Raw genomic sequence first — 15,683 nt, 5'->3', positions numbered from 1 at the left:
GAGCGTTGCCATCGCCGCCAGCGATGCGCCATATTCATCGCATTGCCGCGCCGGCATCGACCGTGCGGTTCATATGGAACAGCGCGCCGAGTGCCAGCAGGTACAGCGCGCTCAGCCACAGCATCAGCGCCTGAAAACCGGCGTCGGCCAGCAGATACGCACCGATCGCCAGCAGGAGGCCGTTGGCGATCCCGAAGTTGCGCTCCATTCGCGCGAACAAGGCGACGCGTTCGAGCGGATCGAGCGCCGACACATCGAGATTGGCCATCGTCGCCGGGCGCACGCCGCCCGATCCGAGGCCGAGCAGGCTGATGCCGACGAGCCCCGACACGAAGTAATCGATGCCGTGCCCGGCAAGCATCTCGCTGCAGCCGAGCACGAGCATCGCGCTGAACATGCAGGCCAGCGTCGCGGCCATCAGCGCCGTCACGCCGAAGCGCCGCGTGAATCCGTTGACGGCCACGGACGTCGCGAACGCCGATAGCGTGAACAGCCCCAGCACCGCGCCGAAAAGCAGCGGATCGACGTCCACCATGATGAAGTAGAACGGCAGGAAACCCACGAACGGCGCCAGCGTGAACGCACGCGACAGCGAATAGAATCCCATCCAGAACCGCTGACTCGAACCGAACACCAGCGCGCCCGGCCGAGGCGCTGCCGCAGGGCGCGACGCGACCTGCGGCTCGCGAATCATCAGCACCAGCAGCGTCGACACGACGCTTGCGGCAAGGGACGCATAGAACGGCCAGAACGGCTGGTAGTCGAACAGGATGCTTCCGGTCGATCCGGCAACCAGCGTCGCAATGAACATCTGGCTTTGCGAGCGCGTCTGCGCACGCATGAATAGCGCCGCATCGCCCGCGGCCCCCGCGAGGGTGCGCAGCAAGCTCGAATCCGTCGACAACGCGACGCTGAATCCGGTGCCGCCGACGATCTGCGCCAGCACCAGCAGGTTCATGTCGACATCCGCCAGGCGCGTGCCGCCCAGCAGCAACATGATCCCGCATGCCTTCATCATCTCGCCGGTCGCCACCACCTTCTTCTCCGACATCACGCCGAGCAGCCTGCCGCCGAGCCCCGATGTGACCGTGGTCACCAGCCCGTAGATCGCCAGCAGCGCGATCACGCGATACAAGCCCAGATCAACGAGGTACAGATGCAGGAACAGGACCGGCAAATGGAAGTACAAGCGCGAAACGACGCGATACGCCACGAACAACCGGATATCGCGCATGCCGGGTGACGGAGTCGGAAGCGGATCGCTCATCGTCGCGCGCGATCGCTACGCGATCACGATGTCTCCGTGACGAAGCACCTTCAGCGTGCCGTCGAGCACGGACACGATGGTGCTCGACTTCGTCGTCGTCGGTTTGCCGGCCGCTGGCGGCACGATGAAGTCGACCGCGTCGGGAAAGGTTCTCGACGCGAGTTCGTAATCGATCAGGCAATCGTGCTCGATGCCGGACAGATTCGCGGAGGTCATCGCCAGCGGCTTGCCGAACAGCTCGATCAACTCGTTCAGCACCGGATTCCGGTTGCACACCACCGAGATCGAATCCTCCTTCAGATAGCGATGAGCCGGCGCACCCGCCGATTTCGGCAACACGAAATTCAGCGGACCGGGCCAGTGGCGCGCCATCAGCTCGCGCACGGTATCGGCCGGACTGCCGGCAAGCTCGGCATACGCCCAGACCTCCTGCGGACGCGACACGAACAACGTCAACGGTTTCTTGACGTCGCGCTTCTTGATCTCGTAAAGGCGGGCACACGCGCTTTCGTTCCACGGATCGGCGGCGAACGCATAGTTCGTGTCGGTCGGCACCATCAGGATGCCGCCACGCTTCAATATCCGAGCCGCATGAGCGTTGGGTAACATGTATCGAACTCCGTTTGTTGAAGCCGTCGGCGCGCGACGGCCTGTCAGATGCTTACATCGACGCTGCGGCCGGCGAGGCAATACTGGCTCGGCTGCAGTTCCCGTTTCCAATCGACCCGCACGCGTACCGTCACCACCTTGACCGGCAATTGCCGACGCGCAATTTCGGGCGGCGGCGCGGCGACGTACTGGCCCACCGTCACGCGGCCCGAACCCGATCGAATCGTCTCGATCACGCCCGACCAGTGCCGCGAATCATGCGACAACGACACCTTGACCGGCGCGCCGACCTCCAGGTCGCGCACGTCCGACTCGTCGAAGAACGCATCGACCCACACATCGTTGCAGTCGATCAGTTGCATGATCGGAGCCCCGGCCGTCAGCGCTTCGCCACTCTGCGCATCGAGCGACCAGACGACGCTCGGGCGATCCGCTGCAAGCGTCGCCATTCGCTGGCGCTCGAATTCGGCGGCGACGCGGGTCAATTCGTCGTTCGTGGACGCACCGAGCATCTTCGTGTCCTGCAATTGCTGGCGCAGGTCGACGAGTTCGAGCGCCAGTTGCCGGTTGCGCTGCTCCGGCTCGCTCAGCGCGCGAGGCCCGTCGAGTTGCAGGCCGGCGCGCGCCGCGGCATGGGCCGCCTCGCTCTGGTTGATCTGCGCGCGCTGCGCGTGCACCTGCGCGCCGCTCATGCGCGCATTCGCGATGCTGCGCTCATACCCGGCACGGCTCAGATAGCCCTTCTCGAACAGCGCATTCGCGCGCCGCATGTCGGCCTCCGACAGCGTCGACATCGCGTCGAGGCGGGCGAGCTCCGCACGCGCCTGCGCGATCTGCGCGCCGGTGTAACGGGCCTGCAACGCCTGTTGACGACGACTCTCGTCGCGATAGCGGTCTTGCTGCCGCTGCCGATCGGCGATCCGCAGCGCGAGACTGCGCTCGCGCTGCGCGAGATCGCCGCTTTGAACCTTCAGCCGCTGTTCGAGCACACGAAGCTCGGAGACGCGCGGATTCGACAGATCGCCTGCGATTCGCGCGATCGGCATCGCCGTCCGCGCGAGATTTCCCACCTCGATACCAGGCGGAAACGACAACGTTCCCGCGATCGGCGCACGCACGACGACGACCGTTGCATTGATGAACGCCTGTTTGCTGGACGGTCGTTTCAACAACCACCAGCCGACCACCAGCAGCGCGACGGCCACGACGGCAACCGGCAACGCGCGTTTGCGCGCCACCCGGGCCGACTCGCCACTCAACGCTACCCACGCACCGCGACGCATGCCGCCGCCTCCCCTGTCGTTTGAATCGGTGTGATCGAGGCCAGGGCGTTCAGCGCTGGTAGTAAGCGGTGATCGACGCACTGTCGATCGTGTTTGCGTGAATCAGGAATCGGGCGACCGCATTCGGCGTCGACGCATCGATCCCGAGCTTGTCGACCGACAATGCGTGGAGTGTGAACACGTAGCGATGCGGAGCGTCTCCGGCCGGCGGACACGCACCGCCGAAGCCGTGGACCCCGTAGTCGTTCGCACTGTGGATCGCGCCTGCCGGCAGCATCGCACCATCCTGCGCGCCGGTGTCGGCCGGCAAACCGTCGGCATCCTCCGGAATGTCGAACGCCACCCAATGCCAGAAGCCGCTGCCCGTCGGGGCATCCGGATCGTAAAGCGTCACCGCGAAACTCCGCGTGCCGGCGGGCGCGGCGCGCCAGCTCAATGCCGGTGAACGGTTGTCGCCGTTGCCGCCGAAGTCGTTGTATTCATGGGCTTTGGCAAGCGTGCCTTGCTCGGTGAATTCCGGAGAGGTCAGACTGAAGGTTGTCATCTTCGTATCCTGTTCGAACGGTTGTGCATTGCTTCGGAATGCCACCTGCAGCCCCGTGGCCGATACGGCTCGGCGGACTGCTTGCTTGATGCCCGGCGACAATAGCATGCACCCCATCCACAAAAAACAATTCGCTGTGCTTCTCAATCATTGTTTCCATAGGAAAACGATAATTTCTCCATGAAGTCAACGCGGTGCCATTGTCTCGGCCACCCCCTTCTGCGTTAGAGTGCCGGGCAACCTGACTGAAAATATCAACGATCTGGATTCCTTATCGAATGAACCGACGACGATTCTCGACGGCCCTGCGCGCCTGCACCCTGATCGGGTTGGGCACGCTGACTCAAGCGGCCGCCGCAACAGACCTGATGAAGGCCTGGCAAGACGCCGAGGCGAACGATCCGGGTTACGCGGCCGCGCGCGCGCAGCGTGCGGCGAGCGCGGAAGCGTTGCCGCAGGCGCGTGCCGCGCTGCTGCCGCGGCTGCAGGCGGCGCTCGGTGTCGGTTCGACCTGGGCGAGCGTGTCCGATCTGCCCCGACAGGCCTATACGACGAACGGCTATGGCGTATCGCTCGTCGTGCCGGTGTTTCACTGGGGCAACTGGCAGGCTTACGAAATCGGCAAGCTGGAGAACGCACGTGGCGAAATCGTGTTCGAGAAGGCCCGGCAAACGCTGATGATCGACGTGGCACGGGCGTACTTCGACGTACTGCAGGCGCAGGATCAACTCGCGTTCGCGCGCGCGCATGAAAGCGCACTCGACGAACAACTCAAGATCGCCCAGGCCGCCTTCGATGCGGGCATACAGACGATCGTGGACGTCGACCAGGCACGGGCCGCGCTCCATCTCGCCCGAGCCGAACGCTCCGCTGCCCTGAACGAAACCGCGATCCGCGGCGAGCGCCTGAACAAGCTCGTCGGTCATCCGGTCGGCCCGTTGGCCGCGTTGTCCGACGATGTATCCGTGACGGCGCTTGCGGCCGCCGATCCGGATCGATGGATCGCGCTCGCACGGCAGCGCAATCTCGATGTCGTCAACAGCGAGATCGACAGCGAGATGGCCAGGCGCGACACGCGCCGCGCCCAGGCCGCCGATCTCCCCACGGTCGACCTGATCGCCACCTTCAATCACAGCAGCCAGGCCAGTTCACGCTACATGTACGCGTCGGCCTTGCCGAACACAACCGGTATCGGCGTGGCGGGCGGCGCCGGCAATGCGTCGGTGGTCGGTGTTCAGGTCACGATTCCGCTTTTCACCGGCGGTTACGTGCAGAGCCGCAAGCGTGCAACGCTCGCGCTCGAGCGCCGCGCCGGCGATGCGCTGCTCGACGCGCGCGAGAAAGCCGTGCTCGACGCACGGCAGACATACCTGTCGCTGCGCAAAGGTGTGGACCTGATCGACGCACTGAGCTCCGCGGTTGCATCGACCCGGACCTCGGTCGAGTCGGCAAAGACCGCGTACGAGGTCGGCGACCGCACCGCCACCGACGTCCTCATCGCCGAGGACAAACAATACCGGTCTCGCACCGCGTTCAGTCGTGCACGCTACGACTACGTGATCCACTGGCTCGAACTCGCGCAGGTCGCGGGCCAATTGACAGATGCCGAACTGGCCGAAGTCAACGCACTGCTGACCGCCCATCCGGCCCACGCAACCGTTGACTGAACGTGCACCGGCCGCGCGGGGCAACGCGAAGCCGGCGAGCACTGCGCACGCACTGGCCGCCCGCTCTTGCATGACGACCGTGTACGCCGGCATTCACCGTCAGCTCACGCGAAACGACGACTGCCGCCGAGCACGCATGCGTCGGCGGCGGTCACCCGATACCGGACCTTGCCGGCCCCGCGAATCGGTTCAGGCGCGTCAGGCGCCTTCGGCAGCGCGTACCGCAATCTTGCCGACCGCGCGCGCATACGCGAACAGACCACCCGCATCGACGATGTTCGCAAGCTCGCCGACCGGCTCGATCGGTACTGTGGCGTCGCCGTCGCCGATCCGGACGAGTTGCTCGTCGATCCGGAGTTCGACGATATCGCCGGTCTTGATGCGATCGCACAGTCGCACCTTCGACGCGACGGGCAACAGCCGGCCGGTCGACACGCAATTGCGGAAGAAGATTCGCGCATACGACTGCGCGACCACCGCCTGCACGCCGGCCGCCCCGAGCGCAACCACCGCGTGTTCGCGCGACGATCCGCAGCCGAAGTTCTGCCCGGCGACCACGATGCTGTAACGCGACTTGCCGACGGCCGGATCGATGAACGGGAGCGAGCCTTCCGGCAACCCGCACATTGCGAGTGACGCAAGCTGCGCGCAACCCTCCGCGCTCGACGGGTTGATCTTCAGATACTCGGCCGTGAGGATCTGATCGGTATCGATGTTGTCGCCCAGCACGTAAGCCATGCCTCGAATTATTTTTGGGGTCATCTCACAAGCCTCACAGAAATGCATTGGGATTGACGAGCCGCCCTGCCACCGCAGCCGCGGCCACCGTATAAGGCGAACCCAGGTAGATGTTCGCGCGCTTGCTTCCCATGCGGCCGACGAAGTTCCGGTTGGTGGTCGACACGACCGAAACGGGTTCGTTGACGCGGCCGAACGTATCGGCCGGACCGCCGCAACAGGCTGCGCAACTCGGCTCGGACGACAACACGACACCGGACTCCGTGAGGATCGAATAGATCGACGCGCCACCGATCTGCGTCGTGACGATGTGATGGAAGACTTCCTTCGTCGCCGGAACCGCAAAGGTCGGAACGGTCACCTTGCGGCCCTTGAGCACCTTGGCGGCCGCGACGAAATCCTCGAGCTTGCCGCCCGTGCACGAGCCGATATACGCCTGCTGGATCCGGATGTCCCCGACGTTTTCGATGCTGTCGACATTGTCCGGCGAATGCGGTTTTGCCACGAGCGGCTGCAACCTCGAGACGTCGATGTCGAGCACGCGCACGTACCGCGCATCCGGATCGGGCTCGACGACGTCGAACGGGATATCGTTACGCGCGGCAAGATAGTCGAGCGTCGCCTGGTTCGGCACCATGATCCCGTTCTTCGCGCCGCACTCGACCACCATGTTGCAGAGCGTCATTCGTTCCTCGACCGACAGCGCATCGATCACCTCGCCGCCGAATTCGATCGCCTGATAGGTCGCACCGTCGATCGTCAGCTCGCCGAGCACCGCGAGGATCAGGTCTTTCGCGAGCACGTGCAGCGGCAATTCGCCGTGAAAGTTCACGCGGATCGTATCCGGCACCTTCAGCGGGATTTCCCCGGTACCGAGCGCGAACGCAGCATCGGTGATGCCGAGACCCACCGCGAACGTGCCGAATGCGCCCGACGTCACCGTATGTGAATCGGTTCCGAGCAACACCTCGCCCGGACGATTGTGACCGCCCTCCGCGAGACCGATATGACACACTCCGCGATACTTTGGCGTGCCGACGTCATAGAAATGCCTGATCTGTTGCTCGCGCGCGAATTCGCGCATCACGCGAACATTCTGGTTGGCGAGCACGTCGGCGGTATAGATGAAGTGATCCGGGATCATCACGAAGCGCGCCGGATCCCACACGCGCGCGTCGGCCCCGAACTCCTTCCTGAAGACGCTGATCACGCCCGGCGAACACGGGTCGTGCGACATCAGGATATCCACCTTCGCCCACACGACCTCGCCCGGCGCAACGTGCGCCCGACCGCTCGCCTTCGCCAGCACCTTCTGGCTCAATGTTTGTCCACGACTCATATTCACCTTCTCCTGGCATTGAAGCGCCGACGCGATCTCGGTCGCCGCATCGGCGTCGCTTGCGAAAAAAAGTAGCACGGCCATATACAACCAAGAACAAATCGCTCGTATTCCTAGCGATTGTTTCCATGGAGAAACGAAGTGAATCAGCTGGATCAACTTACCTCGATGGCGATCTTCGCGAAGATCGTCGACACGCTGAGCTACACGGAGGCGGCGAAACTGCTCGGGCTGTCGAAGTCGGCGGTCAGCAAGGAGATCAATCGCCTGGAAACCCGGCTCGGCGTCACGCTGTTGAAACGAACCACGCGACGCATCGAAGTCACCGAAGTCGGACGGACCTACTACGAATACTGCTCCCGCCTGCTGGCCGAGGTGCGCGGCGCCGACGCGTTCGTTCGGCAGTATCACGAGGAGCCGATCGGGAACCTTCGAGTCGTCGCGCCGATGACATTCGGCAACAATGCAGTCGTGCCGACACTGTGCCGATTCATCGCCAGCAACATTCATGTTCAGGTCGATCTCGAACTGACCGACAGGATGGTGGACCTCGCCGAACAGAACATCGACGTCGCCATCGTGATCAGCCGCGACAGCCCCGAACAGCCTGGAACCAACACGCACCGGCTGACCGAGATCCACTGGGGCATATACGCGTCGCCGGACTACATCCACGCCCATCCTCCCGTCGCCGGGCCGGACGATCTTGCGCGTCATCCGTTTCTGCTGTTTCGCGGCCCGGCCCATACGACCGCACTGCAGTTGCGCCAGGGAAAGCGACAGCTCGAGACGCGCGTGCGCTGCATCCTGCGTTCGAACAACAGTGTCACGTTGCTGAAGGCCGCGATGGCGGGCGTGGGCATCGCCTACCTGCCGCGCTACGTCGTGCGGGAGGCCATCGCCGACAACGCGCTCGTGCAGTTGCTGCCCGAGTGGGCATCGGAGGTACGCACCGCATACGTGCTTTATCGCGAAGACAATTTCCTGTCACCGCGAGTCAGGATGTTCGTACAGGCACTGACGCAGTTCTTTTCGACGGATCCGGGCGCGCCGCGCCGCTGATCTCCGGCCACCCGTGCCGGCATGTCCGGCTGCCCGTCGCCCCTTCCCCGCGTCGCCCTTGTTGCGACTCGACGCACGCAGCCGGCCGGATAAACAGATAGAGAGGCGCGCAACGGGTGTCGTTTCCGTCATCCGATGCAAGAGTTTCCCGTCGGAAACAATTCGGATTTCATGCCGTTTGAAGTAACGCCCAATATGTTCCGGTGATAACCTGCATTCATGTAGCGCAACAGAAAGAAACACTTAAAAAATAATATTCCGCAAATGAACCTGAGAGGCCAGCCAACATGAACAATCACAAAAAATAAAATATTCCGCTCAATTAGCGAGCAGATCACGTTCAGTAATACCGGAGCCATTTTCTTTACAGAAAACCGCTCCCACACGACCACCCCAAGCGCAAATCAACGGATCGTGCGTCGGCCCGCCTCATCGGCAGGCCGAACGGCTTGAATCAAAAATTGCACCCGTAATGGATCGCCATTTCGAGTGCGATCTGGCGTTCCCGCCCGTCGGGCTGGAAATTCGCGTTCAATCCCCTTACCTTGAAGAGGATGTTATGAAATCGACGTTCAAATTTTCGGATCAGGAGAAAGGCAATCTATCCGCCGCCCTACAGAAAATCGACACGAGCCCTTATCAGGATTACTCGGGCTTCCAACGCGGCATCGGTGCATTGATCGCAAATGGCGACGTTCCCGTGTTCTTTCTGAACGTATGCGAAACCATTCGCATGGAGCGCAGCGGGAAAAGGCGCTACGCGCACCTGCTGCGCAACGTCCCGCTCGACGACACCATCCCGGTCTTCGACCAGAACGATCCGGTCCAGGACAAATACGAAAAAAAGACCTCGTTCGTCGGCGAGTCACTCCTCGAGCTCTTCGCGCAACTGACCAGGAGTCCGCTTCTCGCTTACCAGACGCGCAATAACGGCGATTTCTTCCACGACGTCTACGCGCACAAGAAGTACAGCCAGACTCAGACGCAGAAGACCGACGGCGAGCTGTTCTTCCATAACGACCGCACCGCCCACCCCGTGCGAGCCGACTATCTCAGCCTGCTCGGCATGCGCTGCAGTGACGCCAATCGAATCTACACCGGTTACCTCGACGGTCGCGCATTGCTCGAGCACATCAGCGAAACCCATCAGGCGCTGTTGCGGCAACCGCACTTCATCACGCCGTACGACGAGTATTCGCGCGATTCGAATCTCAATCAGGTCGTATCGGATTCGCACGTGATCCTCGAGAACGACCACAGCTTCCGCTACTACGATACGCGAACGACCTATGCGCCCGGGGCACCCACCGGCGCGATCGAAGCGCTCCTGTCGTTGAAGAACGCGATCGTGAAGGCCAGCAAGGAACGCGTTCATATCCGCACCGGCGATCTGTTCTCGTTTGCCAACCAGGACGCGCTCCATAATCGCGAGCTGATCGAGATCAATGATCACGAGGACGCACGCAAGCGCTGGCTGCTGAAAACCTATAGCTTCCGCGACAACGCCAGCATGCATCGCTACGACCACTACTTCGCGGAGCAGCCGGGCCTCGTCCGGGAATCGGCGGTGCCGTCCTGACTTCCGGCGCGGCCGCCATCTCGGCCGCAGGCGGCCTGGTACCGCCGAATACGGGCAGGTCATCACGCGCGCACCTCGCGCGTGATGCGGCACGCCTTCGCCTAGCCGGTGATGCATACCCCGCCTCTCCATCGTCTCGCACGGCCACCCCGAGGCTTTAGTCGTGCGCGGCCCGCCGTTCGCCGCGCACGACACCCGCAATTCAGGTCTCTCGCCATGAACATCCTGATCGTTCCAGGCACGCATCGCGCCGCTGCGCCGGTTCGTCACGCCATCGCATTTCTCGACAGGCTCAAGGAGCAGGGGTACGCGCTCGACTATGCGTGCCTTGATGCAGACGCACCGCATGACAGTGCACATGACGCATGCGCAATGGCCGACGTCGTGCTCACCGCGCCGGGGCCGCGGCATGCCGACGCGGTAACCGCATTCGCAAAGGCCGCGGCGCTCCACGTCGAGCTGTATGCGGTCGTCATTCCGTCCGCGCTGAGGCGATACTCGCCACTGCGAATGCCCCATGCGCCTTCGACCGACTGCTTGATCGTCGGCGACCTGCCGGACGACGCGACGGACCGGCGCATGCACGGCGTCCATGCCGACGATCGCGAACTCGTGGGCTGGTACACGCAGCGTTATACGGAAACCGGTATCCGCCGCATCGCGCATCGCGCCTTTCGGCTCGCCGGCACACGCTCGCGCAGGCTGACTTCCGTGGACCAGGCGGATCGCGCCGAAGCAATGGCCATGTGGCGCGACGTGGTCGCCGACGTGGCGTTGCAATACCCGGACATCCAGCTCGAGCATCTGCTGATCGAACAGGCTCTCGAACGCCTCGTGTTCGATCCGAACGGCTTCGATACGGTGCTCGCCGGCGGCGGCCTCGCCCGTCTGCTTGCCGCGCACACGAGCGTGCTCGCAGGCTTGCCTGGCCTGATGACGCGCGCGCGCGTCGGATGCGGCATACGCGCGGTGTACGAGATGGCCGCTCCGTCGCCGGACAACCTGCCGGCTGACGCACATGTCGACTTCGATGCGTGTGCAGCCACGAATGCGCTGTCGTTGTTGCTGCGCCATGCCGAACATGGATCGGTGTCTGACGGCGTGGCGCGCCCTCCGACACGTTTTGAAGTCCTACAAAAAACGCATCGCTGAAACGCATCGATGCGCCAGCCGATCACTGACGCCCCCGCGGCGCTTGCCCGGAGATAAAGCCATGCCACCTGTTGCCCCCGGATCGACGAACGACCAGGCCCGCGCGCTCGATCGCGCGTATCGGATCGCGACGCTACACATCATCCCGCTTCTGTTCGTCTGCTACATCTGCAACTATATCGACCGCATCAACGTCGGCTTCGCGAAGCTGCAAATGCTCGATGATCTGCAGATGAGCGATACGGCCTTCGGCCTTGGCGCGGGCATTTTCTTCATCGGATACGTATGCGCCGGCATCCCGAGCAGCATGGTATTGCGACGCGTGTCGCCGCGCCGCTGGATGTGCGTGCTGATGCTCACGTGGGGCACGTTGTCGACCGCGCTGCTGCTGGTGAAGACGCCGCCGACGTTTTATGCGCTGCGATTCCTGACGGGTGTGGCGGAAGCCGGCTTCTTCCCGTGTATCGTCGCGTACCTCGAACAGTGGTTTCCGGCCCGGCGTCGCGGGCGCGTCATGTCTCTGTTCATGGTGTCGATTCCCGTCTCCGGCGCGATCGGCGGGCCGCTGTCCGGCTGGATCCTGGAATGCTTCGCGGGTGGGCGCGGCGGCCTGTCGGCATGGCAGTGGCTCTATCTGCTGCAAGGCACCCCCACCATCCTGTTCGGCATCGTCCTGCTGTTCGTACTCAGCGATCGCGTCGAGCAGGCCAGCTGGCTGACCGACACCGAAAAGCAACTCGTCCGGTCGGATCTCGACCGCGATGCGCATCACGCCGCCGCGGTCCGGTGCGCCGGAACGAAACGCGCCGCCCGGCCGAACCGCACCGTGCTGATGCTCGGCGCCGTGTATTTCTGTATCCAGATGGGCGCCTATGCGATGAATTTCTGGTTGCCCACGATCATTCATGCGCTGGGATTCTCGAAGCCGGGCCAGATCGGCATCATCAGTGCGCTGCCTTATCTGGCGGCGGCCATCGCAATGATCGTGGCCGGCTGGTCCGCCGATCGTCTTCAGGAGCGCCGCCTGCACCTCGGCGTGCCGCTGCTGATCGGCTTTCTCGGGCTTTGCCTGGCCGCCGGTGCCGGAGGCACGGCGGGCCTCGCGATCGTCGGCCTGATCCTGGCAACCGCCGGCACGCTGACCGGCATCGCGATGTTCTGGCCATACGCGTCGTCGCAGCCCGGTCGGCCGGATCCCACCGGTATCGCGCTGGTCAATTCACTCGGCCAGATCGCCGGGTTCGTCAGCCCGTATTTCATCGGCTGGGTCCGCGACGCGTCCGGAACGACGATGCCGGCGTTGTATCTGCTGTCGGGCCTCATGGCAGCAGGCGCATTGGTCGTCATCGTGCGTCCGGCCACCGCGGCCGCGCCAACCGTCACCGTCACGCAGCCCGCCGAGATCGAGCGATCCTAGCGCGGTGCGGCAGCCATTTTCGGCGCGGCAGGCCCCCTCCCGGCGCAACCGCTACAATGGCGGACTTTGACCCGCGCGCCGCCGAACGCCGCATAACCGCCTGCTTCCGATGTCGCTTCCCCATATCGATCTGCTGTACTCCCTGTCCGGCCTGTTCGTCGGCATCCTCGTCGGCCTGACGGGCGTCGGCGGCGGTTCGCTGATGACGCCGATCCTCGTGCTGCTGTTCGGCGTCCACCCCGCGACGGCGGTCGGCACCGACCTGCTGTACGCGGCCGCGACCAAGGCCACCGGCACGCTCGTCCACGGGCTGAAGGGGTCGATCGACTGGCGCATCACCGGCCGGCTCGCCGCCGGCAGCGTCCCGGCCGCGGCCGTCACGCTGTGGGTGCTGCACACGCACGGAATGAACTCGCCCGGCACCGCGCGGATGATCCAGCTGGTGCTCGGCGTCGCGCTGCTGCTCACGTCGCTCGCGCTGATCTTCCGGCCGCAGCTCACCGCGCTCGCCGCGCGCAATCCGCTCGCGCCGAGCCCCGCGCGCACGCTGTGGTCGACCGTGCTGACGGGGGCCGTGCTCGGCGTGCTCGTGTCGATGACGTCGGTCGGCGCCGGCGCGATCGGCGTCACCGTGCTGCTGCTGCTGTACCCGATGCTCGCGACCACCCGCATCGTCGGCTCCGACATCGCGCACGCGGTGCCGCTCACGCTCGTCGCGGGGATGGGCCACTGGCTGCTCGGCTCGGTCGACTGGTCGATGCTGCTGTCGCTGCTGCTCGGCTCCCTGCCCGGCATCGTGCTCGGCAGCCTGCTGTCGGCGCGCGCGCCCGAGCGGCTGCTCCGCAACCTGCTCGCCGCGACGCTCGTCGCGGTCGGCGTGCGGCTCGTGCTCGCATAGGCGGCACGGCCAGCCGCCTCGCTCCATCGCCGCCGGATCCGTTGCGACGGCCGGCGCATCGCACTAGCCATTCGTCTGCAAAAAACATCCCGACCGGCCTGCGCCGACGGGCTGTCGTCCATCCGGGGCCTCACGAACCCGCACCGCCCGGCGCAAGGCCGGGCCGCGCGGGCCCGCAACGCGACGCTTACTGCCCCTGCTGCTTCAACTGTTGCTGCTTCAACTGCTGCGTGCGCGCCTGCAGCTTCAGCACGCGCTGCAGCGCGGTACGGTTCGCGAGGATCCCGTCGTAGAAATTGCCGAGATCGCCCTTCAGCGCGGTCCGCGAGGCGTCGTTCAGGTAGATCATGTGGCCCGACGGGTAGTTCCTGATCGTCAGGTTCTGCGCCTTGAGCGTCGGATCGAGCGGCATCTGCGCAAGCGTCAGCTCCGTCTGGTGGAACGGCGTGACCGCATCGAAGTAGCCGTTCGCCGACAGCACCTTCAGGTCCGGGTTCACGCTCATCGTCGCCGCCAGGTCGCCGGCCGTGTACAGCGTATTGCCGCCGCCCTTGTTCGCGCCGGTCGGGTCCGTGTGGCTGAAGTCCCAGTTGTTGAAGACCTGGTCGTTCAGGTCCACGAACGACGATGTCGACGTGTACTTGAGGTCGGTGTTGATGTAGCTGTTCCACAGCACCGTGTACGCACCGCCGACGTTCGTGATCGACGGATCGTTGCTGCCCGAGTTCGGCAGGATGTACGGCGCGATGCCCTTGCCCGTGAAGTTTGCGCGACCGTCGTACTGGCCGATCTGCGTACCCGGCACGAGCGTCAGGAAGAACGTGTACGGCGGGTTGTCGTCCGACGACGGCACGTTGCCGAGCGCGGCCGGGTTGCCGAAGGTCTGGATCAGCGACGTCGGATCCGTGCCGATGTACGCGCCCATCTGCTGCGCGGTCTGCAGGTTCAGGTTCAGCCGCACGTTCACGAAGCCGCCGTCCTGCGGGTTCGGCTTCTGCGCGAGCGGCGCGAGCGTGTTGTCCGCGTAGTTGCGGGCCTGCACCATGTACGCATCGAGATCGGTCGGCGTCGGGTTGAGCGTCGTCTTCTTCCAGTAGAACGCATCGGCCGCGAGTGTCGGGAAGGTGCCCGGCGCGGACAGCGCATTCGCATAGTCGAGGATCGACGACTGCAGCGTGATCCCGTTCAGGTCGATGCCGTCCTCATGCAGCACCCACGACACGACCGCGCTGCGCGCGGTGCCGTACGACTCGCCGAACAGGAATTTCGGCGAGTTCCAGCGCGCGTACTTGGTCAGGTAGCGCTGGATGAAGCGGTCGATCGAGTGCGCGTCCTGGTCGGTGCCCCAGAAGTCCTTGTTCTTCGCCGGGGCGATCGCCGCCGAGTAGCCGGTGCCGACCGGATTGATGAACACCAGGTCGGTGCGGTCGAGCAGGCTGTCCGGGTTGTCGAGCAGCTTGTACGGGGCCGGCGGCGTGAAGTTCGGGAACGACGACTGCAGGCGTTTCGGCCCGAACGAGCCGAGCAGCAGGTAGACCGACGACGAGCCAGGGCCGCCGTTGTAGAAGAACGTGACCGGGCGCGGCTTCGACGGGTCCGGGTTGTCCTGCGTATACGCGACGTAGAACATCTTCGCGTTCGGCGCCGACGTGATCGGGTCGATCGTGGTCAGGTGCCCGGTGGTGGCGGTGTACTGGACGGTCTTGCCGCCGATCGTGACCTGGCGGTGCACGACCGCGGCCCCTTCGGTCGCATCCGTGACCGCGTCGTTCGGCCCGGTGCCGTACACGTCGTTGTCGACGTACGGCTGGTCGGCCGGGACGGCGGCCGTTGCATTGGTGCTGGCCGAGGTACTGCCGTTCGACGTCGTCGCGGCTGCCGCGGTGGCGGCGCTCGGGCCCGACCCGTCGTCGCCGCCGCACCCCGTGACGAGCAGCGCCGCGGCCGCGGCCGCGGCGAGCGGCACGCTCAGTGTCGTTCCAAATAGCGCGAAACCGTCTTTCAAGGACTTCAGTGTCGTCATTATTGCCTCTCGAACAGAACGATAAATAGTCGGCCCTGAACAATTCACTTTTCCTTGCGGATGAGTTCATGCCGCCGACAGCGCAGCGGTTGTGACGCTGAGCAA

The 15,683-nt window shown here is 64.4% G+C and carries 13 protein-coding genes; 6 read left to right on the top strand and 7 right to left on the bottom strand.

Going from position 1 to position 15,683, the window contains the following annotated elements:
• Window positions 1-34 precede the first annotated feature (34 nt).
• The 4 genes from DIE06_RS30525 to DIE06_RS30510 all read right to left on the bottom strand — a co-directional run bounded on the left by DIE06_RS30525 (window position 35) and on the right by DIE06_RS30510 (window position 3,703).
• Complete coding sequence (locus DIE06_RS30525; RefSeq protein ID WP_124664610.1) at window positions 35-1,267, bottom strand: MFS transporter; 1,233 nt, start codon at window positions 1,265-1,267, stop codon at window positions 35-37.
• A gap of 15 nt (window positions 1,268-1,282) precedes the next feature.
• Window positions 1,283-1,876, bottom strand: a complete 594-nt coding sequence (locus tag DIE06_RS30520) for an L-threonylcarbamoyladenylate synthase (RefSeq protein WP_124664609.1) — start codon at window positions 1,874-1,876, stop codon at window positions 1,283-1,285.
• 44 nt (window positions 1,877-1,920) lie between these two features.
• Complete coding sequence (locus DIE06_RS30515) at window positions 1,921-3,114, bottom strand: HlyD family secretion protein (RefSeq protein ID WP_185733509.1); 1,194 nt, start codon at window positions 3,112-3,114, stop codon at window positions 1,921-1,923.
• A gap of 94 nt (window positions 3,115-3,208) precedes the next feature.
• Entirely contained in the window at window positions 3,209-3,703 is a 495-nt protein-coding gene (locus tag DIE06_RS30510) for a YbhB/YbcL family Raf kinase inhibitor-like protein (protein ID WP_124664607.1), read from the bottom strand.
• Between the two features lie 278 nt (window positions 3,704-3,981).
• Here DIE06_RS30510 and DIE06_RS30505 point away from each other — a divergent pair, with 278 nt between their 5' ends.
• Window positions 3,982-5,370: a TolC family outer membrane protein gene (locus DIE06_RS30505; protein WP_124664606.1), complete on the top strand. Its 1,389-nt coding sequence runs from the start codon at window positions 3,982-3,984 to the stop codon at window positions 5,368-5,370.
• A gap of 198 nt (window positions 5,371-5,568) precedes the next feature.
• Here DIE06_RS30505 and DIE06_RS30500 read toward each other — a convergent pair whose 3' ends face one another.
• Together DIE06_RS30500 and DIE06_RS30495 are read right to left on the bottom strand one after the other, a co-directional pair.
• Complete coding sequence (locus DIE06_RS30500; RefSeq protein WP_260433818.1) at window positions 5,569-6,108, bottom strand: 3-isopropylmalate dehydratase; 540 nt, start codon at window positions 6,106-6,108, stop codon at window positions 5,569-5,571.
• Between the two features lie 34 nt (window positions 6,109-6,142).
• On the bottom strand, window positions 6,143-7,447 hold the full coding sequence (locus DIE06_RS30495) for an aconitase/3-isopropylmalate dehydratase large subunit family protein (protein ID WP_124664604.1): 1,305 nt from the start codon (window positions 7,445-7,447) through the stop codon (window positions 6,143-6,145).
• A 141-nt stretch (window positions 7,448-7,588) separates the two neighbouring features.
• Here DIE06_RS30495 and DIE06_RS30490 point away from each other — a divergent pair, with 141 nt between their 5' ends.
• The 5 genes from DIE06_RS30490 (at window position 7,589) to DIE06_RS30470 (ending at window position 13,555) form a co-directional block, all read left to right on the top strand.
• On the top strand, window positions 7,589-8,509 hold the full coding sequence (locus DIE06_RS30490; RefSeq protein ID WP_221624075.1) for a LysR family transcriptional regulator: 921 nt from the start codon (window positions 7,589-7,591) through the stop codon (window positions 8,507-8,509).
• Between the two features lie 472 nt (window positions 8,510-8,981).
• Window positions 8,982-10,088, top strand: a complete 1,107-nt coding sequence (locus DIE06_RS30485; protein ID WP_260433817.1) for a TauD/TfdA family dioxygenase — start codon at window positions 8,982-8,984, stop codon at window positions 10,086-10,088.
• 111 nt (window positions 10,089-10,199) lie between these two features.
• Window positions 10,200-11,240: an isocitrate/isopropylmalate family dehydrogenase gene (locus tag DIE06_RS30480; protein ID WP_124664603.1), complete on the top strand. Its 1,041-nt coding sequence runs from the start codon at window positions 10,200-10,202 to the stop codon at window positions 11,238-11,240.
• 61 nt (window positions 11,241-11,301) lie between these two features.
• On the top strand, window positions 11,302-12,657 hold the full coding sequence (locus DIE06_RS30475) for an MFS transporter (RefSeq protein WP_124664652.1): 1,356 nt from the start codon (window positions 11,302-11,304) through the stop codon (window positions 12,655-12,657).
• Window positions 12,658-12,766: 109 nt separating this feature from the next.
• Window positions 12,767-13,555 (top strand): sulfite exporter TauE/SafE family protein, encoded by a 789-nt coding sequence (locus DIE06_RS30470; RefSeq protein WP_124664602.1) that lies wholly within the window; start codon window positions 12,767-12,769, stop codon window positions 13,553-13,555.
• 187 nt (window positions 13,556-13,742) lie between these two features.
• Here the strand turns inward: DIE06_RS30470 and DIE06_RS30465 are convergent, their stop codons facing one another.
• Window positions 13,743-15,578, bottom strand: coding sequence for a S10 family peptidase (locus tag DIE06_RS30465; RefSeq protein ID WP_124664601.1), 1,836 nt, complete (start codon window positions 15,576-15,578; stop codon window positions 13,743-13,745).
• Window positions 15,579-15,683 lie beyond the last annotated feature (105 nt).

The sequence above is a fragment of the Burkholderia sp. Bp8998 genome (assembly GCF_003854235.1).
GTDB lineage: Bacteria > Pseudomonadota > Gammaproteobacteria > Burkholderiales > Burkholderiaceae > Burkholderia.
This window is presented reverse-complemented; position numbering and strand designations above follow the sequence as displayed.

Bases quoted from the DNA above. Each gene is read 5' to 3' on its own strand.
- DIE06_RS30525 (WP_124664610.1), bottom strand. From the start codon at position 1,267: ATGAGCGATCCGCTTCCGACTCCGTCACCCGGCATGCGCGATATCCGG.
- DIE06_RS30520 (WP_124664609.1), bottom strand. From the start codon at position 1,876: ATGTTACCCAACGCTCATGCGGCTCGGATATTGAAGCGTGGCGGCATC.
- DIE06_RS30510 (WP_124664607.1), bottom strand. From the start codon at position 3,703: ATGACAACCTTCAGTCTGACCTCTCCGGAATTCACCGAGCAAGGCACG.
- DIE06_RS30505 (WP_124664606.1), top strand. From the start codon at position 3,982: ATGAACCGACGACGATTCTCGACGGCCCTGCGCGCCTGCACCCTGATC.
- DIE06_RS30500 (WP_260433818.1), bottom strand. From the start codon at position 6,108: ATGGCTTACGTGCTGGGCGACAACATCGATACCGATCAGATCCTCACG.
- DIE06_RS30495 (WP_124664604.1), bottom strand. From the start codon at position 7,447: ATGAGTCGTGGACAAACATTGAGCCAGAAGGTGCTGGCGAAGGCGAGC.
- DIE06_RS30485 (WP_260433817.1), top strand. From the start codon at position 8,982: ATGGATCGCCATTTCGAGTGCGATCTGGCGTTCCCGCCCGTCGGGCTG.
- DIE06_RS30480 (WP_124664603.1), top strand. From the start codon at position 10,200: ATGCATACCCCGCCTCTCCATCGTCTCGCACGGCCACCCCGAGGCTTT.
- DIE06_RS30475 (WP_124664652.1), top strand. From the start codon at position 11,302: ATGCCACCTGTTGCCCCCGGATCGACGAACGACCAGGCCCGCGCGCTC.
- DIE06_RS30470 (WP_124664602.1), top strand. From the start codon at position 12,767: ATGTCGCTTCCCCATATCGATCTGCTGTACTCCCTGTCCGGCCTGTTC.
- DIE06_RS30465 (WP_124664601.1), bottom strand. From the start codon at position 15,578: ATGACGACACTGAAGTCCTTGAAAGACGGTTTCGCGCTATTTGGAACG.